A 20,409-nucleotide genomic window follows, 5' to 3' on the forward strand; every position below is an offset into this window, starting at 1 on the left:
GTGAACGAGGAGGCCGCGCGCCCCCCTCCACGACTAATGCGCCGCCCGGCTGGGAGGGGGAGGCCGCCTGTCGGGGACCAACTTTCGCGAAGTTGCGAATGGAGGAGCCGCGCGCCCCCTCTTCACGACCAATGCGCCGCCCCGGCCGGGAGGCAGAGGCCGCCCCTCGGGGACCAACTTTCACGAAGTTGCGAATGGGGAGACCGCGCGCCCCCTCTTCACGACTGATGCGCCCTCCCGGCCGGGCGGGAGAGGCCTCCCCTCGGGGACCTACTTTGGGAAAGTTGCGAATGCGTTCGCCGCACGCCCCCTGAACAGCCCATGCGCCCCCAGCATCCGAGCCCACCGCGCCACAATCCCTCCATGACCGGCCCTGCGTGACGGCGCGCGGGGCGTGGCAGGGGGGGCGCGCGGCCTCCCCATTCGCAACTTTTCCAAAGTAGGTGCCCGACCGGACACGATGGACCGGCCCGCACCCGGCAATGAAGGGTGATGGCCCGGCCAGCCGGGCAGCCGCGCCCCGAGCGTAGCCCGCGCCCACGATGGGCCGGTCCGCACCCGGCCGCGAGAGCTGATGACCCGAGCGGCGAAGCCGAGGGCCGAGCCCCGACGGTGACGTCGGCGCACGTTGGGCCGGGCCGCACCCGGCAGCGAAAGGGGATGGCCCAACCCAGGCCCCCCGTCGGCCCCACCCCTGGCCGTCCGGGTCAAAGTCAACGTGCGGTGGAGGGGCGGGAGTCAAGGGTGGAGCGGAGCGGAATCGGCGGAGCCGACGCGCAGCGCAGCGGAGCGCCCTTTACTGCCGGCCCGGAGGCGCCACACTCCGCAAAAACCGGGCGGCCCCGGTGACCGTCAACGTCCCCGGCCCACCGAAGTCTCCGTACGCCGAAGGCGGCCCCCAGGTAACGACTTGGTTGCCCTGGCCGCGCCCTCTATTGACGCCCCATTCACGCCAGCCGTACGGTCCTCACCAATTGGAAAGTTTCCTAACAGTTAGCGGCCGACAGGCAGGCAGGTGGGCGTCATGGCAGCAGGCAGCACCCCGGGCTCACCGGGTACCCCGGGCACCCCCGGGACCCCCCGCGTCCTGCGCGCCATGAACGACCGTGCCGTGCTCGACCTCCTCGTCGCGCACGGCCCCCTCACCCGCACCCGTATCGGTGAGTTGACCGGGCTCTCGAAGCCCACCACCTCGCAGCTTCTCGGGCGGCTCGAAGCCGCCGGCCTCGTGCACACCACCGGCAGCCTCAGCGGGCGCCCCGGGCCCAACGCCCTGCTGTACGAGATCGACCCGCGCGCCGGCCACGTCGCCGCGCTCTCCGCCGATCCGAACGGCATCACCGCCCTCGTCGCCGACATCACCGGCACCGTGCTCGGCCAGGCGCGCGTCGAGGCCGACGCCGTCGCCGAGGACGTGCGCCACCGCACCGCCCAGCTGGTCGCCGAGGCCGTCGACGGCGCCCTGCGCCAGGCTGGGCTCGGCCACGAGGACCTGCGGGCCGCCGTCATCGGCACCCCGGGCGCCATCGACCCGCAGACCGGCCAGCTGCGCTACGCCCCGCACCTGCCGGGCTGGCACTCGCGGACGCTGCGCGACGATCTCGCCGCCGTCCTCGGCACGCCCGTCGACATCGAGAACGACGTGAATCTGGCCGCCGTCGCCGAGCAGTACGAGGGCGCCGCCCAGGACTACGACAACTACGTGCTGACCTGGCTCGACGAGGGCGTCGGCGCCGCCATCGTGCTCGGCGGCACCCTGCTGCGCGGCGCGACCGGCGGCGCGGGCGAGATCGGCTACATGCCGCTGCCGGGCGCCCCGCTGGTACGCAGGGGGGCAAAGGGTGACGGCGGTGGTGACGGGGGGTTCGAGAGTCTTGTCTCCGCGTACGTCGTGCGTGAACTCGGCGGCCGTGACGCGACACTGGCGGACGTCATGGCCGACGACACCGCACTCGCCGAGGTCGCCCGGCGCATCGCCACCGGCATCGCCGCCGTCGTCGCCGTCGTGGACCCCGAACTCGTCGTGCTCTCCGGCTCCGTCTCCCAGGCGGGCGGCGACAAGCTGCGCGCCAGGGTCGAGGAGGAGCTGACCGGGCTCGCGCTGCCCCGCCCGCAGATCCGCATCAGCGAACTCGACGGCGACCCGATCCTCACCGGCGCCCTGCGCTCGGCCCTCACCCAGGCCCGCGACCAGGTGTTCGACACGGCCTGAGGCCCCGGCAAGCACCGAAGTCCCCCAACTCCCCTCCCCGCAAAGGAAGTCCGCCATGCCGCGATGGCGCATGCCCACCTGCGCGTCCGCGGCGCTCGCCGCAGCCGGTCTGTTGCTCTCCGGCTGCGCCAACCCGAGCGTCGGCAGCGCGAACGACGACCCGACCAAGCCGGTCACCCTGAAGTTCTGGCACGGCTGGGCCACGCCCGGCGAGGTCAAGGCCATCAACGACAGCATCGACCGATTCGAGAAGCTGCACCCGAACATCGACGTGAAGGCCACCGGGAACATCTCCGACGAGACCATCAACCAGGCCCTGCGCGCAGGCGGCGACAAGGCCCCGGACGTGGTGTCCTCGTTCACCACCAACAACGTGGGCCAGTACTGCGACTCCGGGATGTGGGTGAACCTCGACCCGTTCATGAAGAAGACCGGGCTCGACAAGCACAAGACATTCCCCAAGACGCTGCTCGACTACACCAGTTACCGCGGCAACCAGTGCGCGCTGCCGCTCCTCGCGGACGCCTTCGGGATGTACTACAACAAGGACGCCTACGCCGAAGCCGGGATCAAGCGGCCGCCCCGCACCATGTCCGAGTTCAAGAAGGTCGCCGAGAAGCTGACCGTGCGCGGCGGCAAGAGTGGCGGGGGCGGTGGCAAGGGCTCGTATGAGCGGGTTGGGTACATGCCCAGTTTCCGCTTTTATCAGAACAGTCCCGATCGGCTCTTCGCGCAGTGGGGGCCGAAGTACTTCGACGCGGACGGCACCTCACGGCTCGCCGACGAGCCCGCGTCGTACGACTTCTTCAAGACCATGCGCCAAATCGCCGCTGTACAGGGCGGGTTCCAGGATCTGGAGAAGTTCCGGCTCACGTTCGGCGACGAGATGTCCAGTCAGAACGCCTTCCTGACAGGCAAGGTGGCCATGCTCCTGGACGGCGAGTGGCGTGGCCTGATGCTGAAGGAGGCGAAGGCCGAGTTCGACTGGGGCGTGGCACCGCTGCCCGTCCCCGACGACCAGGCCGACACGTACGGGCGGGGCTTCATCACCGGCACCGTCGCCGGCATCGCGCACAGCAGCAAGCACCAGAACGCCGCCTGGGAGCTGGTGCGGTTCCTGACCGCCGACACCAAGCAGGTCGTGAGCTTCGCGAACGCCATCCACAACGTCCCCTCCACGTTCGCGGCGCTCAAGTCGCCCGACCTGGACGCCGATCCGACCTTCCGGGCCTTCTTCGACATCCTGGCGAACAAGCACAGCAAGGCCCTGCCGCCCTCCGTCAACGGCGGCGCGTACGTCGTCTCCCTGGGGGACTTTTCGTACTCCGTGGAAGCCGGCCGCGTGGGTGACCTGCGCAAGGGGCTGAAGAAGCTCGACGAGCAGATCGACGCCGACACCCTCCAGTCGAAGAGCTGAAGAGCTGAGGACCCCCGTCATGGCAATGACCCTCTCCAATCCCGCGCGCCGCCGACTGCGCACGCTCGGTTTCCTCTCCCCCTGGCTGGTCGGCTTCAGCGTCTTCTTCGCGTATCCGCTGATCGCCACCGTCTACTTCTCGTTCATGCACTACAACCAGATCAAGGAGCCCACGTTCGTGGGCCTCCGGAACTGGAAGTACGTCTTCGAGCAGATGCCCCTCTTCGGTCCTGCCCTGTGGAACACGCTCTGGCTGGTCGTGATCATGGTGGCGCTGCGGGTGGTCTTCGGGCTCTCGCTCGGGCTGCTCATCACGAAGATCAAGACGGGCGTCGGGTTCTTCCGTACCGCCTTCTACATCCCGTATCTCGCCCCGCCGGTGGCCGCCACCGTGGCCTTCGTCTTCCTGCTGAACCCGGGCACGGGACCCGTCAACGAAATGCTCGGGGCGGTCGGCATCTCCGGGCCCAACTGGTTCAACGACCCGGACACCGCCAAGCCGTCGCTGGTGCTGCTCTCGCTGTGGGGCATCGGCGACCTGATGGTGATCTTCATGGCCGCGCTGCTCGACGTACCGAAGGAGCAGTACGAGGCGGCCGACCTGGACGGCGCCGGGGCGTTCGCCAAGTTCCGGTACGTCACCTGGCCCGCCATCACGCCGATCGTGATGTTCGCCGTGGTCACGGGCGTCGTGCAGACCATGCAGTACTACACGCAGGCCCTGGTCGCGGGGAAGGTGGCCTCCGGCGTCAACATCGGCCCCGGATCCGTCATCCAGCCCGGCTATCCGGACCACTCGACCCTCACGGTCCCCCAGCTCGTCTACCAGATGGGCTTCCAGAACTTCAACACCGGCGCCGCGTGCGTGCTCTCGCTCGTGCTCTTCGCCATCGCCATGGCCGTGACGATGCTCCTGATGCGCAAGCGCTCCGGGCTGCTCGCGGCGGAGGACTGAGGACTTCGATGACATCCACGACTCTCAGCGCGCCCGCCCCCGCGGCCACCGAACGGACCGCCCCGAACCGGGGGCCCGCCGCCGCCCGCGCCCGCCGCAAGCGGATCCTGCACTGGATCGCCGTGCACAGCGTCGCGATAGCCGTCGCGCTGCTGTTCGTCCTGCCGTTCGTCTTCGTCTTCCTGACGTCGGTGATGAGCGACTCGCAGGCGATGAGCGGCGAGCTGTGGCCCGACTCCTGGCACTGGTCGAACTACAAGGCCGTGTTCGAGACGCCGGGCTTCCTCGACTGGTGGCGCAACTCGCTCATGTACGCGGGTCTCGGCACCCTCTTCACCGTCTGCTCGGCGATCCCCGTGGCGTACGCGCTCGCCAAGTTCCGCTTCCGCGGCCGGCGCACGGCGATGCTGCTCGTCATCTCGACGATGATGCTGCCGCCGCAGGTCATCGTGATCCCGATGTATCTGGTGTGGGCGCAGCAGTTCCACCTGTCGGGCACGCTGTGGCCGCTGATCATCCCGATGGCGTTCGGCGACGCCTACTCGATCTTCCTGCTGCGGCAGTTCCTCCTGACGATCCCCAAGGAGTACATCGAGTCGGCGAAGGTCGACGGGTGCGGCGAGTTCCGCACCCTGGTGAAGATCGTCGTGCCGATGGCCAAGCCCGGCATCGCCGCCATCGCCCTCTTCCAGTTCTTCTACTGCTGGAACGACTACTTCGGCCCGCAGATCTACGCGGCGCAGAACCCCGGCGCTTGGACGCTGAGTTACGGCCTCGAGTCGTTCAAGAGCGCCCACAGCGTCAACTGGAACATGACCATGGCGGCGACGCTGCTCGTCATGGCCCCCGTCATCATCGTCTTCTTCTTCGCACAAAAGGCCTTCGTCGAAGGCGTCACCCTCACCGGAGTAAAGGGCTGAGAACCGATATGAAGCTCGCAGTGGTCGGCGGAGGGTCGACCTACACACCTGAACTCATCGACGGATTCGCGCGGTTGAGGGACACCCTGCCGATCGAGGAGCTCGTCCTCGTGGACCCGGCGGCCGACCGCCTGGAGCTGGTGGGCGGCCTCGCCCGGCGCATCTTCGCCAAGCAGGGCCACCCGGGCCGCATCGTCACCACGTCCGACGTGGACGCGGGCGTCGCGGACGCCGACGCGGTGCTGCTCCAGCTGCGCGTCGGCGGGCAGGCGGCGCGTCAGCAGGACGAGACCTGGCCGCTGGAGTGCGGCTGCGTCGGCCAGGAGACGACCGGCGCGGGCGGCCTGGCGAAGGCCCTGCGCACCGTCCCGGTCGTCCTGGACATCGCCGAGCGTGTACGGCGTACGAATCCGGACGCCTGGATCATCGACTTCACCAACCCCGTCGGCATCGTCACGCGGGCGCTGCTCCAGGCCGGGCACAAGGCCGTCGGCCTGTGCAACGTGGCGATCGGCTTCCAGCGCAAGTTCGCGAAGCTGCTCGGCGTCGCGCCGGGCGAGGTGCACCTCGACCACGTGGGGCTCAACCACCTGACGTGGGAGACGGGTGTACGTCTCGGGGGCCCGGGCGGCGAGGACATCCTGCCCAAGCTGCTCGCCGAGCACGGGGACGCGGTCGCCGAGGACCTGCGCATGCCGCGGGCGATCGTCGACCGGCTGGGTGTCGTGCCCTCGTACTACCTGCGCTACTACTACCAGCACGACGCCGTCGTCGACGAGCTGCGGACGAAGCCGTCGCGCGCCGCGGAAGTGGCGGCGATGGAGCGGCAGTTGCTGGAGATGTACGGCGACCCGGCGCTCGACGAGAAGCCGGAGCTGCTCGCCAAGCGCGGCGGCGCCTTCTACTCGGAGGCCGCCGTGGACCTGGCGGCCTCGCTGCTCGGCAACGGCGGCAGCCCCTACCAGGTGGTCAACACCGTCAACAACGGCACGCTGCCGTTCCTGCCGGACGACGCGGTCGTCGAGGTGCAGGCCGCGGTGGACGGCACGGGCGCCAAACCGCTCGCCGTGCCGGAGCTCGACCCGCTGTACGCGGGGCTCGTCGCGAACGTCACCGCGTACGAGGACCTGGCGCTGCGGGCCGCGCTGCACGGCGGTCGCGAGCGCGTCTTCAAGGCGCTGCTCGCCCACCCGCTCGTCGGCCAGTACGCGTACGCCGAGCAGCTCACCGACAGCCTGATCGCGCACAACCGGGAGCACCTGGCGTGGGCGTAGGCACGAGCGTGCTCGCGATCGACGCGGGCAACAGCAAGACCGACGTCGCGGTGGTCGCGGCCGACGGGCGCGTCGTCGGCGCAGCCCGCGGCGGCGGGTTCCAGCCGCCGAAGGTCGGCGTCGAGACTGCAGTGGACGTGCTCGCGGACGCGGTGACGCGGGCGTTCGCCGAGGCCGGCGTCGACTCCGTGGGTCATGTGTCCGCGTGCCTCGCCAACGCCGATCTGCCGGTCGAGGAGCGGCAGTTGGGGGACGCGCTGCGGCGGCGCGGGTGGGGGTCCTCGGTCGACGTGCGCAACGACACCTTCGCCGTGCTGCGCGCCGGGCTCCTTGAGGACGCCGAGCCGCGCGGTGTCGCCGTGGTGTGCGGCGCGGGCATCAACTGCGTCGGCATGCTGCCGGACGGGCGCACCGCACGCTTCCCCGCCATCGGCCGCATCTCCGGCGACTGGGGCGGGGGCGGCGGCCTCGCCGAGGAGGCGCTGTGGCACGCCGCGCGCGCCGAGGACGGCCGCGGCCCGGCGACCGCGCTCCGCGAGACGCTGCCCGCGCACTTCGGCCTGGTCTCCATGTACGCGCTGATCGAGGCGCTGCACCTCGGCCACATCGCCCCGGTGCGCCGGCACGAGCTGACGCCGGTGCTGTTCGCCACCGCGGCGGCGGGCGACGCCGTGGCGCGGTCGCTTGTGGACCGGATGGCCGACGAGGTCGTGGCCATGGCGACCGTGGCCCTGGAGCGGCTCGGGCTGCTCGACGAGGAGGCGCCGGTGCTGCTCGGCGGCAGCGTCCTCGCCGCGCGCCACCCGCAACTGGACGACCGGGTGCGGGCGTTGCTGATGGAACGGGCGCCCAAGGCGGTGCCCCAAGTGGTCGTCGCGCGTCCCGTGCTCGGCGCGGCGCTGCTGGGCCTCGACCGGGTGGGGGCCCCGCCCGAGGTGTACGCGCGCGTGCGGACGCATTACTAGGGGAGGGAACCGAACACCCCTCGATCTCGTGTTCCAAGGCAGGGGGTTCCGGGGCAGGGGCGGGGGGTTCCGAGGCGGGGATCCGCACAAGATCGAGTCAAGGCCTGTGCGGATGTCTGTCCCTGCGGCAATACTTGCGGCCGTGCACTTCTTCCCGCTCCGCGCGTGCCGGGCGGAGAGACCCGTCCGATGACCGAGGGGGAGGTCGAGGTCAAGGTGACACATCCGCCGAACGGCGGCGCGGTGCCGCCGGGCCCGCCCGGGCAGGCACCGACCGCGCCCGCGCAGGCACCGGGACGGCCCGCGCCGACGATGCCGACCGTGCCGCCACAGGCACCGGGCACGCCGCCCGCGCCCGGCATGCCGCCCGCGCCGCCCGCGGCCACCACCGCCGGCACCCCCGCGCGCCGCCGCACCGCGTGGTCCGAGGGCGTCGACCGGCTGCGCGCCGCCGCGACCACGGAACCGGGCAGGCTGCGCATCATCGGTGCCGTCCTGGCCCTGCTCGTCGTCGCGTTCGGGGCGGTCACCACCTGGCAGATGACGGAGCGCTCGGCCGCCGCGGACGACGTGCTGCACCGCAGCCAGCCGCTGAGCGCCGACGCCGCCGCCATCTACCGCTCGCTCGCGGACGCCAACACCGCGGCGTCCAGCGGCTTCCTCGCGGGCGGCCAGGAGCCCGCCGCCGTCCGCGCACGGTACGAGCGCGACATCGAGCGCGCCTCCGAGAAGCTGGCGACCGCCGCGTCGAACGCGGGCTCGGACTCGTCGTCCGCGGCCTCCGTCGGCAAGCTGAACAAGCTCCTCCCCGAGTACACGGGCCTGATCGAGCGCGCCCGCGCCAACAACCGCCAGGGCCTCCCGCTGGGCGGCGCCTACCTGCGGTACGCGAACGACAAGATGCAGACCCAGATGCTCCCGGCCGCCGAGAAGCTCTACAAGGCGGAGAACGCCCGGCTGAGCTCCGACTACGGAAACGCCAAGCCGTACCCCTGGTTCGCCATCGCCCTCGGCGTCCTCGCGATCGCCGCGCTCGGCTGGGCCCAGCACCGCAACTACCGCCGCACGAACCGGGTGTTCAACCACGGCCTGCTCGCCGCGACGGCGGCCGCGACCGTCGTGCTGCTCTGGCTCGTCGTCGGCCACACCGTCGCGCGCTCGGGCCTCAACGAGTCGTACGACGACGGCGTGCGCTCCCTGAACGTCCTGAACGACGCCCGCATCAGCTCCCTGAAGGCCCGGGGCAACGAGAACCTCACCCTGGTCAGCCGCGGCGCCGAGACCACCGAGGTGCGCGGCGAGTCGGAGGACAAGTTCGACGTCGCGTACCGCGCGCAGATGAAGCAGCTGGGCGGCGCCGACAGCGGACTGCTCGGCAGGGCGGCCGAGCTCGCCGACGACGACGCCGGGAAGAACCCGGTCGCCGAGGCCGCGGAGAACGTCGGCGTATGGAAGGACCGGCACAAGGTGGCCCGCTCCAGCGACGACTCCGGCGACTATCAGGGAGCCCTCGACAAGGTCATCGGCGCCAAGGCCGACAAGCCGACCGGCGAGTGCTTCGACAACGTGGACGCGGCCCTCGACCGGGCCCTGGCGCACGAGCAGCGCGAGTTCCAGCGGGCGGCACAGGACGGCAGGGGCGCCATGAGCGGCCTCGCGGTCGGCGCCGCCGTCCTCGCGGTCCTCGGCGCGGCGGGCGCCGTGCTCGGCATCGGCCGCAGGCTTTCGGAGTACCGGTGATGGAGCCAGAGGTGATGGGGCCAGAGGTGGCAGGGGGCGCGCGGACGATGCGGACACGACCCGGCACGGCGACGCCGCGCGGCACGGCCAGGCTGCGCGGCTGGGGCGGCGTGGGCGCGATGGGCCTCGCCTGCGCCCTGGCGGGATCGCTCGTCCTGGTCCTCCCGGACCGCGGCACCGGCGGGAACGGCGCGGACCGCGGAGGTCCCGGCACCACCGTGGCCGCGCCCGCGCGGGCCGATGCCGACGACTGCAACGACCGCAGCCTGCGCCCCTCGTCCAAGGACGGCCCGACGATCGACCGGATCAAGAACCGTGAGATCAAGAAGCTCGTCGTCGGCGTCGACCAGAACAGCTACCGCTGGGGCTACCGCGACCCGAACAAGGCGGGCGGCGAGCTCGAAGGCTTCGACATCGACCTCGCGCGGGAGATCGCCGAGGAGATCTTCGGCGACCGCGACGCCATCGTCTTCCGCGCCATACCCACCAACCAGCGCATCGAGGCGATCCGGAGCGGCCAGGTCGACATGGTCGTCCGCACGATGACCGTCAACTGCGCGCGCCTGAAGGACGTCGACTTCTCCACCGGGTACTTCGAGACGGGCCAGCAGGTCCTCGCCCCGAAGAAGCGGAAGGACATCACCGGCTACAACTCCTCGCTCGCCGGCAAGAAGATCTGCACCGCCTCCGGTTCCATCGCCGAGGAAGAGCTCAAGAAGAAGGACTTCGGCGCCGACATCTCCACCACGGTGCCGAACCAGCTCGACTGCCTCGTGCGGCTCCAGCTCGGCGAGGTGGACGCCGTGGTGACCGACAGCGCGCTCGCCGCGGGCCAGGCCGCACAGGACCCCACGGTCGAGCTCAAGGGCGAGGAGCCGTTCACCACCGAGCACTACGGCGTGGCGATGAAGAAGGGCTCGGACGACCTGGTCCGCCGGGTCAACAAGGTCCTCGACGACTACCGCAAGGACACGAAGGACGGCTGGGAGAAGTCGTACGACAAGTGGCTGAAGGGCGGCCTCGGCAAGTCGCCGGGCCCGCCGGCCCCCGAGTACCGGGACTGACCGGGAGCCGACAACCGACCTGGTACGACTGAAGAGTTACGACTCAAGAGTCACGATTGAAGAGTCACGGCAACGCACAGCGGAGAGGTGATCGATGAGCGTCACGGGACCCCCCGGTCCGGTGATGGACCGGGACGAGGTGGACCGTGCGCTGGCGCGGCTCGACGCCGAGCACGAGGCGATCGAGACCTCGCTCCTCGCCCTCCAGGACCACGCGGGCCGCCGCCTCCTCGAAGGCGCCAGGCTCACCGGCGTCACCGAGGAGCGCTGGGCGGCCACGGAGAGCCGGATCACGCTCCTCTGGGCCTACTTCGACGCGTACGCGGGCGCCCTGCGCACGGCCCACGAGGTGCGCGAGCGCCGGCGCTGGCCCAGCAGGGACGACCTCGCCGAGCTGACCGAACTGCTGCGCGGCGAGTCCGTGACCGTCGCGGGCGGCACCTCGTCGGGCGCCTCCTCGTCGATCACCGGCCCCGCCAGGCTGACCGAGCGCTTCACGCTCGAAGAGCTCGTGACCCGGATGAACGACCTGTACGCGCACTCCCTCGACATGGTCGTCGCCGCCGACGCCGTGTGGTCCGCGCTGCCCGCCCGCATCGACCTGCTCGCCGCCGAGCTGGCCCGCACCCGCCAGCTCGCGCACTCCGTCGGCGTACGGCCGGGGGAGCACCCCTCGGGCGACGACCTGGAGCGGATCACCCGCACCCTGACCGCCCTGCGCGAGCAGGTGGTCTCCGACCCGCTGGCCTTCTGGCAGCCCGCGCAGGGCAGTTCGGCCCCCGGCGGCGGCCGTCCCGCGACCGACCGCTACGACCGCGAGGCACGCGCCCTGGAGGAGGTGCGCCGTGAGATCGACGCGGTGCTCACCGTCCGCCAGGACGCGGAGGCCCGCCTCGGCAAGCTGCGCGACGTGCTCTCCCGCGCGGACCGCACCCTCGCCGAGGCCCGCTCCGCGCGCGGGGAGGTCCTCGCGAAGATCGCCGCCTCCGAGGTGCCGGCCGTCAGCGGCCCGCCGACCGCATTGCAGGAACAGCTGGCGACCGCCGCCGAGTACCGCAGGCACGGCCAGTGGCACCGCCTCTCCCCGCTCCTGGAGTCCCTGGAGCAGAAGGCCGAGGACGAGCTGCTGCGCGCCCGCGAGTCGCTGGGCGCCGTCACGGCACCGCTCGCGGTCCGCGCCGAACTGCGCGGCCGGCTCGACGCGTACAAGGCGAAGGTCGCCCGGCACGGCCACGCCGAGGACCCGCTGCTCATCGAGCGGTACGACGCGGCGCGCCGGATGCTGTGGAGCGCGCCCTGCGACCTCCGCGTGGCGGAGCAGGCGGTCCTCCGCTATCAGCAGGCCGCCGCCGAAGTGCTCGCGCCGAGGGTCCCGCAGCAGGGCGGGCCCGCCGACCGGACGGGGGAATCGTGAGCCAGCGTCAGTGTCAGCGCCCCACATGCACCGGCAGCTACGACGACTTCGGCGGCGGTGAGCTGTACTGCGACACCTGCGGACTCGCCCCGGTCGTCGCGCCGAACGGCATGGTCGGATCGACGCCGACCGGCATCACGGCGGGCGGCAAGGGGTCGCGCGGCAGCGGCAGTTCCAGCGCCCGCTCGTCCTCGCGGTCGTCCTCCAGGTCGTCCTCGCGCTCGTCCCGCTCGCAGTCCTCGCGCAGGTCGGTCTCGGGCCGGCTCTCGCGGTCCCTTTCGGGCGGTTCGACGTCCCGGTCGGTGTCGGTGCGCAGCTCCGGCTCGGCGGCCTCGTCCTCGGCCCGCGGGCGGCTCGGCGTCGGCCTGGTCACCGTGCCGGACGTGCCGCGTCCCGACCCGCGCGAGGCGGTGCAGAAGAACCCCGAGGTGCCCGAGCGGAAGCGATTCTGCTCCCGCTCCGACTGCGGTGCGCCGGTGGGCCGCGCGCGCGGCGAGCGGCCCGGCCGCACGGAGGGGTTCTGCACCAAGTGCGGCCACCCCTACTCCTTCGTGCCGAAGCTGAACACCGGCGACATCGTGCACGGCCAGTACGAGGTCGTCGGCTGCCTGGCGCACGGCGGCCTCGGCTGGGTCTATCTCGCCATCGACCGCGCGGTGTCCGACCGCTGGGTGGTCCTCAAGGGCCTCCTCGACACGGGCGACCAGGACGCGATGGCCGCGGCGATCTCCGAGCGCCGCTTCCTCGCCGAGATCGAGCACTCGAACATCGTCCGCATCTACAACTTCGTCGAGCACCTCGACCAGCGCACCGGCTCCATGGACGGCTACATCGTCATGGAGTACGTCGGCGGCAAGTCCCTCAAGGAGATCGCCAACAGCCGCCGCACACCGGACGGCAGACGCGATCCGCTGCCGGTCGAGCAGGCGTGCGCGTACGGCATCGAGGCCCTCGAAGCCCTCGGCCATCTGCACAGCCGCAATCTCCTGTACTGCGACTTCAAGGTCGACAACGCCATCCAGACCGAGGGTCAGCTCAAGGTCATCGACATGGGCGCGGTCCGCAGGATGGACGACGACGAGTCCGCGATCTACGGCACGGTCGGGTATCAGGCCCCCGAAGTCGCCGAAGTGGGGCCTTCGGTGGCCTCCGACCTCTACACGGTGGCGCGTACGCTCGCGGTCCTGACCTTCGACTTCCAGGGCTATACGAACGTGTTCGTGGACTCCCTGCCCGACCCGGACAACATCGAGGTCTTCCGGAAGTACGAGTCCTTCTACCGCCTCCTGGTCCGCGCCACCGACCCGGACCCGGCCCGCCGCTTCGCCTCCGCGCAGGAGATGGCCGAGCAGCTGACGGGCGTCCTGCGGGAGGTCGTGGCGCTGCAGACGGGGCTGCCGCGGCCCGCGCTCTCCACGCTGTTCGGCCCCGAGGTGAAGGTCCCTGACACGGAGCTGTTCGCGGAGCTGACCGGGGAGGTGTCCCGGCTGGGCGCCCGCGCCGTCGCGGGGGCCCCGGGGGAGGCCGGCGGTGCGGGCGGCACCGGGATCGTGCGGGCCATCGACGCCACCGCGACCGCCCTCGCGCTGCCCGTCCCCCTCGTGGACCCGAACGACCCGAACGCCGGCTTCCTCGCCGGACTCATCGCCTCCGCGCCCGCCGAGCTGATCACCGCGCTGGGCGCGGCGCCCGCCGACTCCCTGGAGCTGCGGCTGCGCGGTCTGCGCGCCCGGCTCGCCATGGGTGAACTGGCGCCCGCCGCCCAGGCCCTCGCCGAGCTGGAGCTCCAGCACCCGGACGACTGGCGGGTGGTCTGGTACCGGGGCGTCGCGGCCCTCGCGACCGGCGACTTCGAGAGCGCGGCGCTCTCCTTCGACGCGGTCTACGACGCGTTCCCCGGCGAGCCCGCGCCGAAGCTGGCGCTCGGCGTCTGCGCGGAGGTCCTCGGCCAGCTGGACAACGCCGCGGAGTACTACCGCCTGGTGTGGACGACCGACCCCAGCTATGTCAGCGCCGCGTTCGGCCTGGCCCGGGTGCAGCTCGCCGCCGCCGACAGGGCCGGTGCCGTGCGCACCCTGGAGTCGGTGCCGGAGTCGTCCATCCACTACACCGCGGCCCGGGTCGCGGCGGTGCGGGCGCGGCTGCGGCAGAGGCTGGCGCCGGACACGGCGGCGGTCTCGTCGGACACCGCTCTGCTGGACGACCTGAGGGCGGCCGCGGGCCAGATCGAGGCGCTCGCCGGGTTCGGTCTCGACGCGGTGCGCAGGGAGCGTCTGTCGACCGAGGTTCTGGGGACGGCGCTCGACTGGGTACTCTCCGGTAGGCACTCTGGTCACGTCTCCGCACCACCGGCCGCCGCCGGCGCGCGGACCGTACTGCTCGGCAGCGACCTGGACGAGCGCGGACTCCGGTTCGGTCTGGAGCGTTCGTACCGGACGCTGGCCCGGCTCGCACAGGGTGGCGATGAGAGGATCGAACTGGTGGAACGGGCCAACCGTTTCCGCCCCCGGACGTGGGTGTGAGTATGTCGCAGATGCCCCAGCTGTCTGCCTGCCCCAGCTGTGAGGAGCCGCTGGAGTCGGGTGACCTGTTTTGCGGTGCGTGCGGGTTCGACCTGTCGGCGGTGCCACCGCGGCCGGACGTCTCCCCCAACGGATCCGCGCGGTCGGGGAGCGCCGTCCCGGACGGGGACCCGTCGGAGTGGCCCGACGCTCCGGAGGTCGACAGCTCCGACACGCCGGTGCCGACCCACCTCCCGACGGACCTGCGGGGCACCGACTCGGCGGGCGGCCAACTGCCCGCCGCCCCCGAGGCCGTGGCCCCGGAGCACCCCGACGGCCTGGGCGAGCCGGACGAGTACCCGCTGCCCGCCCCCGGCGCCGCGGGGACCGCGCCCCCGGCCGCCACAGACCCGCGTACGGACATGCCCGATCCCACGCCCCCCGCCGGCACCAAGCTGTGCGTGGCCTGCCGCTCGGGGCGGGTGGACCCGGACGGGTACTGCGAGAACTGCGGGCACGCCCAGCCGCGCGAGCGCGACCACATGGAGCAGGAGCTCGACGCGGTCGCCGCGGTCAGTGACCGCGGCCTGCGCCACCACCGCAACGAGGACGCCTTCGCGATCTCCGCAGCCGCGCTGTCGGACGGCTCCCCCGCCGTCGTCGCGATCGTCTGCGACGGCGTCTCCTCGGCGACCCGCCCGGACGAGGCCTCGCTCGCCGCGTCCCGCGCCGCCAACGAGTCGCTGCTCGCGGCGCTGCCGCGCGGCACCCACCCGCAGCAGGCGATGCACGAGGCGATCCTCGCGGCGGCCGACGCCGTCAACGCGCTCGCCGCCGAGCCCGCGTCGGCCCGCGAGCACAGCCCCCATCAGAACGCGCCTGCCTGCACGTTGGTCGGCGCGGTCGTCGCCAATGGCCTGCTCGTCGTCGGCTGGGTCGGCGACAGCCGCGCCTACTGGGTCCCTGACGACCGCAGCGGTCCCACCGTCCGCCTGACCGAGGACGACTCGTGGGCCGCACAGATGGTCGCCGCGGGCCTGATGAACGAGGCCGAGGCCTATGCCGACGAGCGCGCGCACGCCATCACGGGCTGGCTCGGCGCCGACGCGTACGAACTGGAGCCGCACACCGCTTCCTTCAAACCGGACCGTGCGGGTGTAGTGGTGGTGTGCACGGACGGGCTGTGGAACTACGCGGAAGCCGTCGAGGAGATGGCCGACGCGGTGCCCGCCGACGCCGCGGACCGGCCGCTGCACAGCGCCCAGGTGCTCGTCGGTCACGCGCTGGACGGCGGGGGCCACGACAACGTAACAGTGGCCGTCGTCCCGTTCCCGTACGTGCCGCAAGGGGCAGGATCGGCCTAGACAGAGGCAGGAGCGGCCCGGAGCCGGGCGGGGGGCCGTACCGGCTCGTGGGGCCGTGAGGTTTTTCAGGATCTGAGGGGGAGCAGTTCCATGGCCAATTTCTCGAAACCGAACGTGCCGCAGTTCTCGGTGGAGGTCTATCAGAACGAGTACCTCCCGGAGGGCGGCCGGGAGGTCAACGCCATCGCCACGGTCACGTCGACCGGTGGGGGGACGATCGGATCGGCGGTGCGCGCACCGCACCTGTACGCGGCGGGGCGGAGCCCGGACGCCGCCGTGGCGATCATGGTCGACTGCTCCGGCTCGATGGACTATCCGCCGACGAAGATGCGGGGCGCGCGGGACGCGACGGCCGCCGCCATCGACGCGCTCCGCGACGGCGTGCACTTCGCAGTGATCGGCGGCACGCACATCGCCAAGGAGGTCTATCCGGGCGGCGGCCGCCTCGCGGTGGCGGGACCGCAGACCCGTGAACAGGCCAAGCAGGCGCTGCGCAGGCTGAGCGCGGGCGGCGGCACGGCGATCGGCACCTGGCTGCGCCTGGCCGACCGCCTCCTGGCCTCCGCCGACATCGCCCCGACCGCGGTCCGGCACGGCATCCTGCTCACCGACGGCCGCAACGAACACGAGTCGCCGGACGACCTCAAGGCCGCGCTCGACTCCTGCGCGGGCCGCTTCACCTGCGACGCCCGCGGCGTCGGCACGGACTGGGAGGTGAAGGAGGTCACAGGGATAGCCTCCGCGCTGCTCGGCACCGCCGACATCGTCGCCGATCCGGCCGGGCTCGCCGCCGACTTCACGCAGATGATGGAGACGGCGATGGGCAAGGAGGTCGCCGACGTCAGCCTGCGGCTGTGGACGCCGATGGGCGTCGAGATCAAGTTCGTCAAGCAAGTCGCGCCCCGGGTCGAGGAGTTGACGGACCGTCGCACGGAGGCCGGACCGCGCGCCGGGGACTACCCCACGGGGTCCTGGGGCGACGAGTCCCGCGACTACCACATCTGTGTGCAGGTGCCGAGTGCCGAGCTGGGCCAGGAGATGCTCGCGGCCCGCGTCTCGCTGGTCGTGCCGCAGGGGGACGGCAGCGCGCAGACGCTGTCGCAGGGCCTCGTGCGGGCGGTGTGGACGGACGACATGGCGGCCTCCACCTCGATGAATCCGCAGGTCGCGCACTACACCGGCCAGGCCGAACTGGCGCAAGTCATCCAGCAGGGACTGGACGCCCGCAAATCGGGAGATGTCGACGGGGCGACGGCCAAACTGGGCCGCGCCGTCCAGCTCGCGAGCGCCTCGGGCAACGCCGATACGGCGAAACTGCTTTCGAAGGTGGTGGACGTCGTGGATGCCGCGGCAGGTACTGTTCGATTGAAGGCGAAGGTCGCCGAGGCCGACGAGATGACACTCGAGACACGGTCGACGAAAACTGTTCGCGTGAAGAAGCAGTAACCGCTCGTGACAGAGCGGTAGCGCGGCGCTCCGGCGCCGCGGACGGTACAGAAGCAGTACAGAAGCAGCACAGACGCAGTACGTACGGCCCTCGGGCCGGAGAAGGAGAGGGGGAAGCGCCGACATGCCGACCTGCCCGAACGGACACCAGTCGGGTTCCGACGACTGGTGCGAGGTCTGCGGTCACCGCATGGCCGGTGCCGTACCGCCGCCTCCCCCGCCGCCGCCCCCGGCCGGGTACGGCTATCCCCCGCCGCCGCCCGGCCAGGACCCGGGTTTCCCGCAGCCCGCGCCGGGGCGCCCGCATCTGGCCGCCGTGCCGGATCCGGCTCCGGAGGGCCAGCTCTGCCCGCAGTGCCGCACCCCCCGCGAGGCGAACGCGCCGTTCTGCGAGGAGTGCCGCTGGAACTTCCTCACCAACACGGCGACGTCGTACACGCCTGCCGCGCCGAACCCGCCGCTGCCGGCCACGCACGGCGGTCCCGGCGGCGGTCCCGGGCGGGGTCCGGGCTCCGGCCCCGGGATGCCGCCGGGTCCGAACCCGCCGCAGCAGTTCCAGCAGCAGCCGCCGCCCGGGTACGAGTACCAGGGCTCGCGTCCCTCGCAGGTGAACCGGCCCGCGGAGCCGATCCCGCCGTTCGGCAACGGCGGTGGTCCCGGTGGTCCCGGTGGTCCCGGTGGCGGCCAGCAGGGTCCGGGTCCGCAGGGCCCGGGTGGCCCTCAGGGTCCCGGTCCGCAGAATTCCGGTCCGCACGGGCCCGGCCCTCAGGGACCTGGCCGGCAAGGACCTGGCCAGCAGGGACCCGGCCAGCAGGGCCAGGGTCCGCAGGGCCACGGTCAGCCGATCCCGGGTCAGCCCGGTCCGGGCCCGCAGGGGCACGGTCCGCAGAGCCACGGCCCCCAGGGTCACGGTCAGCCGGGCCAGCCCGGCCCGCAGCCCGGTCGTCCGGGTCAGGCACCCCCCGGTGCCCCCCAGGCGTTCCAGCAGCCGGGCCCGCCCGCGCCCCCCGCGTTCCCGCAGGAGGGCGGCCCGCAGGGCCCGCCCCCGCCGCCGCCCGGCCCCAGCGGCCCCAGCGGCCCCTCCTTCGGCGGCGGAGACGACGACTGGGTGCTCTCGCCCCCCTCCTCGCCCCCGTCCCAGCAGGAGTCCTTCCCGCAGGAGCCCTTCCAGCAGGAGTCCTTCCAGCAGGGCGCCGAGCAGCCGCAGGCTCCGCAGGCCGAGCAGGGTCCCGGCACCTGGACGGTGACGATCGGTCCCGACCGCGAGTACTTCATGGCGATGATGCAGCGCAGCGGCCCCGAGGCGTCGGGGCTGAACCTGCCCGCGTACTCGCCGGAGCAGCAGCGCCCGCTGGCCGGCAACCAGATCAGCATCGGCCGCCGTCGGCACTCCACGGGTGACACCCCGGACATCGACCTGTCGGTGCCGCCGGAGGACCCGGGCGTCTCGCACCAGCACGCGGTCCTGGTCCAGCAGCCCGACGGCAGCTGGGCGGTCGTCGACCAGAACTCGACGAACGGCACGACGGTCAACGGCGGCGAGGACCCGATCCAGCCGTTCGTCCCCGTCCCGCTCCAGGACGGCGACCAGGTGCACGTGGGCGCCTGGACGACGATCACGATCCGCCGGGACTGAGTCGAGGCTGGGGCGAGACCGAGGCGAGGCCGAGGCAAACCGTCAGAGAGGCCAGACGTACGGCCCTTCGGGGTCGTCCAGCCAGGCCCACTCGTACGCCCCGCTCACCGTGATCCCGAAGCGCTCGCGCACCGGCCGCCCCTCGCGCTGCCACAGCGCGAGCGCTTCGTGCGGATCGAGGCTGCCCGCGGTCAGTTCCAGAAGGAAGCGGAACAGCTCGTTCTGCAACGCCTTGCGCGGCAGTCCGCCGATGTGCTGCTCCTGCGGGGCCCTCGCGCCGCCGCCGCGCAGCGGCACGAAGTACGCGGGGGTGTGCAGGAAACGCCCCTCGGCGTGCTCCGCGTCCCGCACGGTCAGCGCGATCAGCCCGGTGGCCAGGGGCGCGAGGATGCGAGCGCCGGGGCGGCACTGGGCGAGCCACTCCCTGGGCACCGAGCTCAGGGTGCAGGTGGCGATGATCCGGTCGTAGGGCGCGCGCTCGGGGCAGCCGGCCGCGCCGTCGCCCGTCACCACGGCGGGGTGGTACCCGGCGGCCGCCAGATGCCGCCGCGCGGACTCCGTGATCTCCGGGTCGAGGTCGACGGTCGTGACGTGGTCGTCGCCGAGCCGGTGGGCGAGCAGCGCCGCGTTGTAGCCGGTGCCCGCGCCGATCTCCAGGACGCGGTCGCCTTCGCGTACGTCCAGTTCGACGAGCATCTTCGCCATCAGGGACGGCTGGCTGCTGGACGAGACGAGTTCCCCGTCGCGCACCCGGGTGGCGAGCGGGGCGTCCGCGTAGGCGCCGCGCAGCCAGCGGGTACGGCGCCGGTCGTCGGGGTCCTCGCCCCACAGCCGCTCGTATCCGCCGACGACTCCCAGGTAGTAGTAGGGCACGAACAGGTGCCGGGGCACGGCTCTGAACGCCTCCCGCCAGGCCGGGTCGTCCCGCCAGGCCCCGCTCGCCTCGATCTCGCGCACGAGGGCGGTCCGGGCCTCGGTGAGCAGCACAGGATCGGGTTCCATAGGTCCACTGTGCTGCGCCGTCGCCGTCGATGCGAGGCGATGGTCCTAAGCCTTCCGTCCTCGGCCGTCCCGTCTGAGACCATGGAACGCGTGAACGAGATCCCGCGCGGCACGCTTCAGGAGCAGACCTACTACGAACAGGTCGGCGGCGAGGAGACCTTCCGACGCCTGGTGCACCTCTTCTACCAGGGGGTCGCGGAGGACCCGCTGCTGCGACCGATGTACCCGGAGGAGGACCTGGGCCCGGCCGAGGAGCGCCTGGCGCTCTTCCTGATGCAGTACTGGGGCGGTCCCCGGACGTACAGCGACAACCGCGGCCACCCCCGGCTGCGCATGCGGCACGCGCCGTTCACGGTCGACAGGGCCGCGCACGACGCCTGGCTGAAGCACATGCGTGCGGCGGTGGACCAGCTCGGCCTCTCCGAGGAGCACGAGCGCACGCTCTGGAACTACCTGACGTACGCGGCGGCGTCCATGGTCAACTCCGAGGGCTGACCAC

General features: G+C 72.1%; 15 protein-coding genes. 14 read left to right on the top strand and 1 reads right to left on the bottom strand.

Features of this window, described 5'->3' with window-relative positions; all coding sequences use genetic code 11:
• The first annotated feature begins 1,024 nt into the window (after positions 1 to 1,024).
• The 13 genes from ACZ7LU_RS35385 to ACZ7LU_RS35445 all read left to right on the top strand — a co-directional run bounded on the left by ACZ7LU_RS35385 (position 1,025) and on the right by ACZ7LU_RS35445 (position 18,908).
• Positions 1,025 to 2,212: an ROK family transcriptional regulator gene (locus ACZ7LU_RS35385; protein ID WP_471919096.1), complete on the top strand. Its 1,188-nt coding sequence runs from the start codon at positions 1,025 to 1,027 to the stop codon at positions 2,210 to 2,212.
• Positions 2,213 to 2,267: 55 nt separating this feature from the next.
• On the top strand, positions 2,268 to 3,629 hold the full coding sequence (locus ACZ7LU_RS35390) for an ABC transporter substrate-binding protein (protein ID WP_471919097.1): 1,362 nt from the start codon (positions 2,268 to 2,270) through the stop codon (positions 3,627 to 3,629).
• 19 nt (positions 3,630 to 3,648) lie between these two features.
• Complete coding sequence (locus ACZ7LU_RS35395) at positions 3,649 to 4,584, top strand: carbohydrate ABC transporter permease (RefSeq protein ID WP_398297855.1); 936 nt, start codon at positions 3,649 to 3,651, stop codon at positions 4,582 to 4,584.
• Between the two features lie 8 nt (positions 4,585 to 4,592).
• A complete protein-coding gene (locus ACZ7LU_RS35400; protein ID WP_471919098.1) occupies positions 4,593 to 5,504 on the top strand; it encodes a carbohydrate ABC transporter permease in 912 nt (303 codons plus the stop codon).
• Between the two features lie 8 nt (positions 5,505 to 5,512).
• Positions 5,513 to 6,778: a 6-phospho-beta-glucosidase gene (locus tag ACZ7LU_RS35405; protein WP_471919099.1), complete on the top strand. Its 1,266-nt coding sequence runs from the start codon at positions 5,513 to 5,515 to the stop codon at positions 6,776 to 6,778.
• On the top strand, positions 6,769 to 7,743 hold the full coding sequence (locus ACZ7LU_RS35410; protein WP_471919100.1) for an N-acetylglucosamine kinase: 975 nt from the start codon (positions 6,769 to 6,771) through the stop codon (positions 7,741 to 7,743). The genes ACZ7LU_RS35405 and ACZ7LU_RS35410 overlap by 10 nt, the downstream gene beginning before the upstream one ends.
• A 189-nt stretch (positions 7,744 to 7,932) precedes the next feature.
• A complete protein-coding gene (locus tag ACZ7LU_RS35415; protein WP_471919101.1) occupies positions 7,933 to 9,483 on the top strand; it encodes a hypothetical protein in 1,551 nt (516 codons plus the stop codon).
• Positions 9,484 to 9,530: 47 nt separating this feature from the next.
• The gene (locus ACZ7LU_RS35420; RefSeq protein ID WP_471919102.1) at positions 9,531 to 10,547 is read left to right on the top strand and encodes a glutamate ABC transporter substrate-binding protein; all 1,017 of its coding nucleotides are present in this window, start codon (positions 9,531 to 9,533) and stop codon (positions 10,545 to 10,547) included.
• A 94-nt stretch (positions 10,548 to 10,641) separates the two neighbouring features.
• Positions 10,642 to 11,961, top strand: a complete 1,320-nt coding sequence (locus ACZ7LU_RS35425) for a hypothetical protein (protein WP_468560411.1) — start codon at positions 10,642 to 10,644, stop codon at positions 11,959 to 11,961.
• A complete protein-coding gene (locus ACZ7LU_RS35430) occupies positions 11,955 to 14,483 on the top strand; it encodes a serine/threonine-protein kinase (RefSeq protein WP_471919278.1) in 2,529 nt (842 codons plus the stop codon). The genes ACZ7LU_RS35425 and ACZ7LU_RS35430 overlap by 7 nt, the downstream gene beginning before the upstream one ends.
• 2 nt (positions 14,484 to 14,485) lie before the next feature.
• Positions 14,486 to 15,826, top strand: coding sequence for a PP2C family protein-serine/threonine phosphatase (locus ACZ7LU_RS35435; protein ID WP_471919103.1), 1,341 nt, complete (start codon positions 14,486 to 14,488; stop codon positions 15,824 to 15,826).
• A gap of 90 nt (positions 15,827 to 15,916) precedes the next feature.
• Entirely contained in the window at positions 15,917 to 17,272 is a 1,356-nt protein-coding gene (locus tag ACZ7LU_RS35440; protein ID WP_398297869.1) for a vWA domain-containing protein, read from the top strand.
• A 124-nt stretch (positions 17,273 to 17,396) separates the two neighbouring features.
• Positions 17,397 to 18,908 carry an FHA domain-containing protein gene (locus ACZ7LU_RS35445; RefSeq protein WP_471919104.1) on the top strand — a complete coding sequence of 504 codons (1,512 nt, stop codon included), beginning with the start codon at positions 17,397 to 17,399 and terminating at the stop codon, positions 18,906 to 18,908.
• 42 nt (positions 18,909 to 18,950) lie between these two features.
• On the opposite strand, the gene ACZ7LU_RS35450 is transcribed toward ACZ7LU_RS35445, so the two are convergent.
• Positions 18,951 to 19,910: a methyltransferase domain-containing protein gene (locus ACZ7LU_RS35450; RefSeq protein WP_398297873.1), complete on the bottom strand. Its 960-nt coding sequence runs from the start codon at positions 19,908 to 19,910 to the stop codon at positions 18,951 to 18,953.
• A gap of 81 nt (positions 19,911 to 19,991) precedes the next feature.
• Here ACZ7LU_RS35450 and ACZ7LU_RS35455 point away from each other — a divergent pair, with 81 nt between their 5' ends.
• Entirely contained in the window at positions 19,992 to 20,405 is a 414-nt protein-coding gene (locus tag ACZ7LU_RS35455) for a globin (RefSeq protein WP_362987569.1), read from the top strand.
• The last annotated feature ends 4 nt before the right edge of the window (positions 20,406 to 20,409 follow it).

The sequence above is a fragment of the Streptomyces sp. NPDC039462 genome, assembly GCF_055639375.1.

What these genes read in the sequence shown, in the direction of transcription:
- ACZ7LU_RS35385 (WP_471919096.1), top strand. Translation starts at nt 1,025, where the DNA reads ATGGCAGCAGGCAGCACCCCGGGCTCACCGGGTACCCCGGGCACCCCC.
- ACZ7LU_RS35390 (WP_471919097.1), top strand. Translation starts at nt 2,268, where the DNA reads ATGCCGCGATGGCGCATGCCCACCTGCGCGTCCGCGGCGCTCGCCGCA.
- ACZ7LU_RS35395 (WP_398297855.1), top strand. Translation starts at nt 3,649, where the DNA reads ATGGCAATGACCCTCTCCAATCCCGCGCGCCGCCGACTGCGCACGCTC.
- ACZ7LU_RS35400 (WP_471919098.1), top strand. Translation starts at nt 4,593, where the DNA reads ATGACATCCACGACTCTCAGCGCGCCCGCCCCCGCGGCCACCGAACGG.
- ACZ7LU_RS35405 (WP_471919099.1), top strand. Translation starts at nt 5,513, where the DNA reads ATGAAGCTCGCAGTGGTCGGCGGAGGGTCGACCTACACACCTGAACTC.
- ACZ7LU_RS35415 (WP_471919101.1), top strand. Translation starts at nt 7,933, where the DNA reads ATGACCGAGGGGGAGGTCGAGGTCAAGGTGACACATCCGCCGAACGGC.
- ACZ7LU_RS35420 (WP_471919102.1), top strand. Translation starts at nt 9,531, where the DNA reads ATGCGGACACGACCCGGCACGGCGACGCCGCGCGGCACGGCCAGGCTG.
- ACZ7LU_RS35425 (WP_468560411.1), top strand. Translation starts at nt 10,642, where the DNA reads ATGAGCGTCACGGGACCCCCCGGTCCGGTGATGGACCGGGACGAGGTG.
- ACZ7LU_RS35435 (WP_471919103.1), top strand. Translation starts at nt 14,486, where the DNA reads ATGTCGCAGATGCCCCAGCTGTCTGCCTGCCCCAGCTGTGAGGAGCCG.
- ACZ7LU_RS35440 (WP_398297869.1), top strand. Translation starts at nt 15,917, where the DNA reads ATGGCCAATTTCTCGAAACCGAACGTGCCGCAGTTCTCGGTGGAGGTC.
- ACZ7LU_RS35445 (WP_471919104.1), top strand. Translation starts at nt 17,397, where the DNA reads ATGCCGACCTGCCCGAACGGACACCAGTCGGGTTCCGACGACTGGTGC.
- ACZ7LU_RS35450 (WP_398297873.1), bottom strand. Translation starts at nt 19,910, where the DNA reads ATGGAACCCGATCCTGTGCTGCTCACCGAGGCCCGGACCGCCCTCGTG.
- ACZ7LU_RS35455 (WP_362987569.1), top strand. Translation starts at nt 19,992, where the DNA reads ATGGAACGCGTGAACGAGATCCCGCGCGGCACGCTTCAGGAGCAGACC.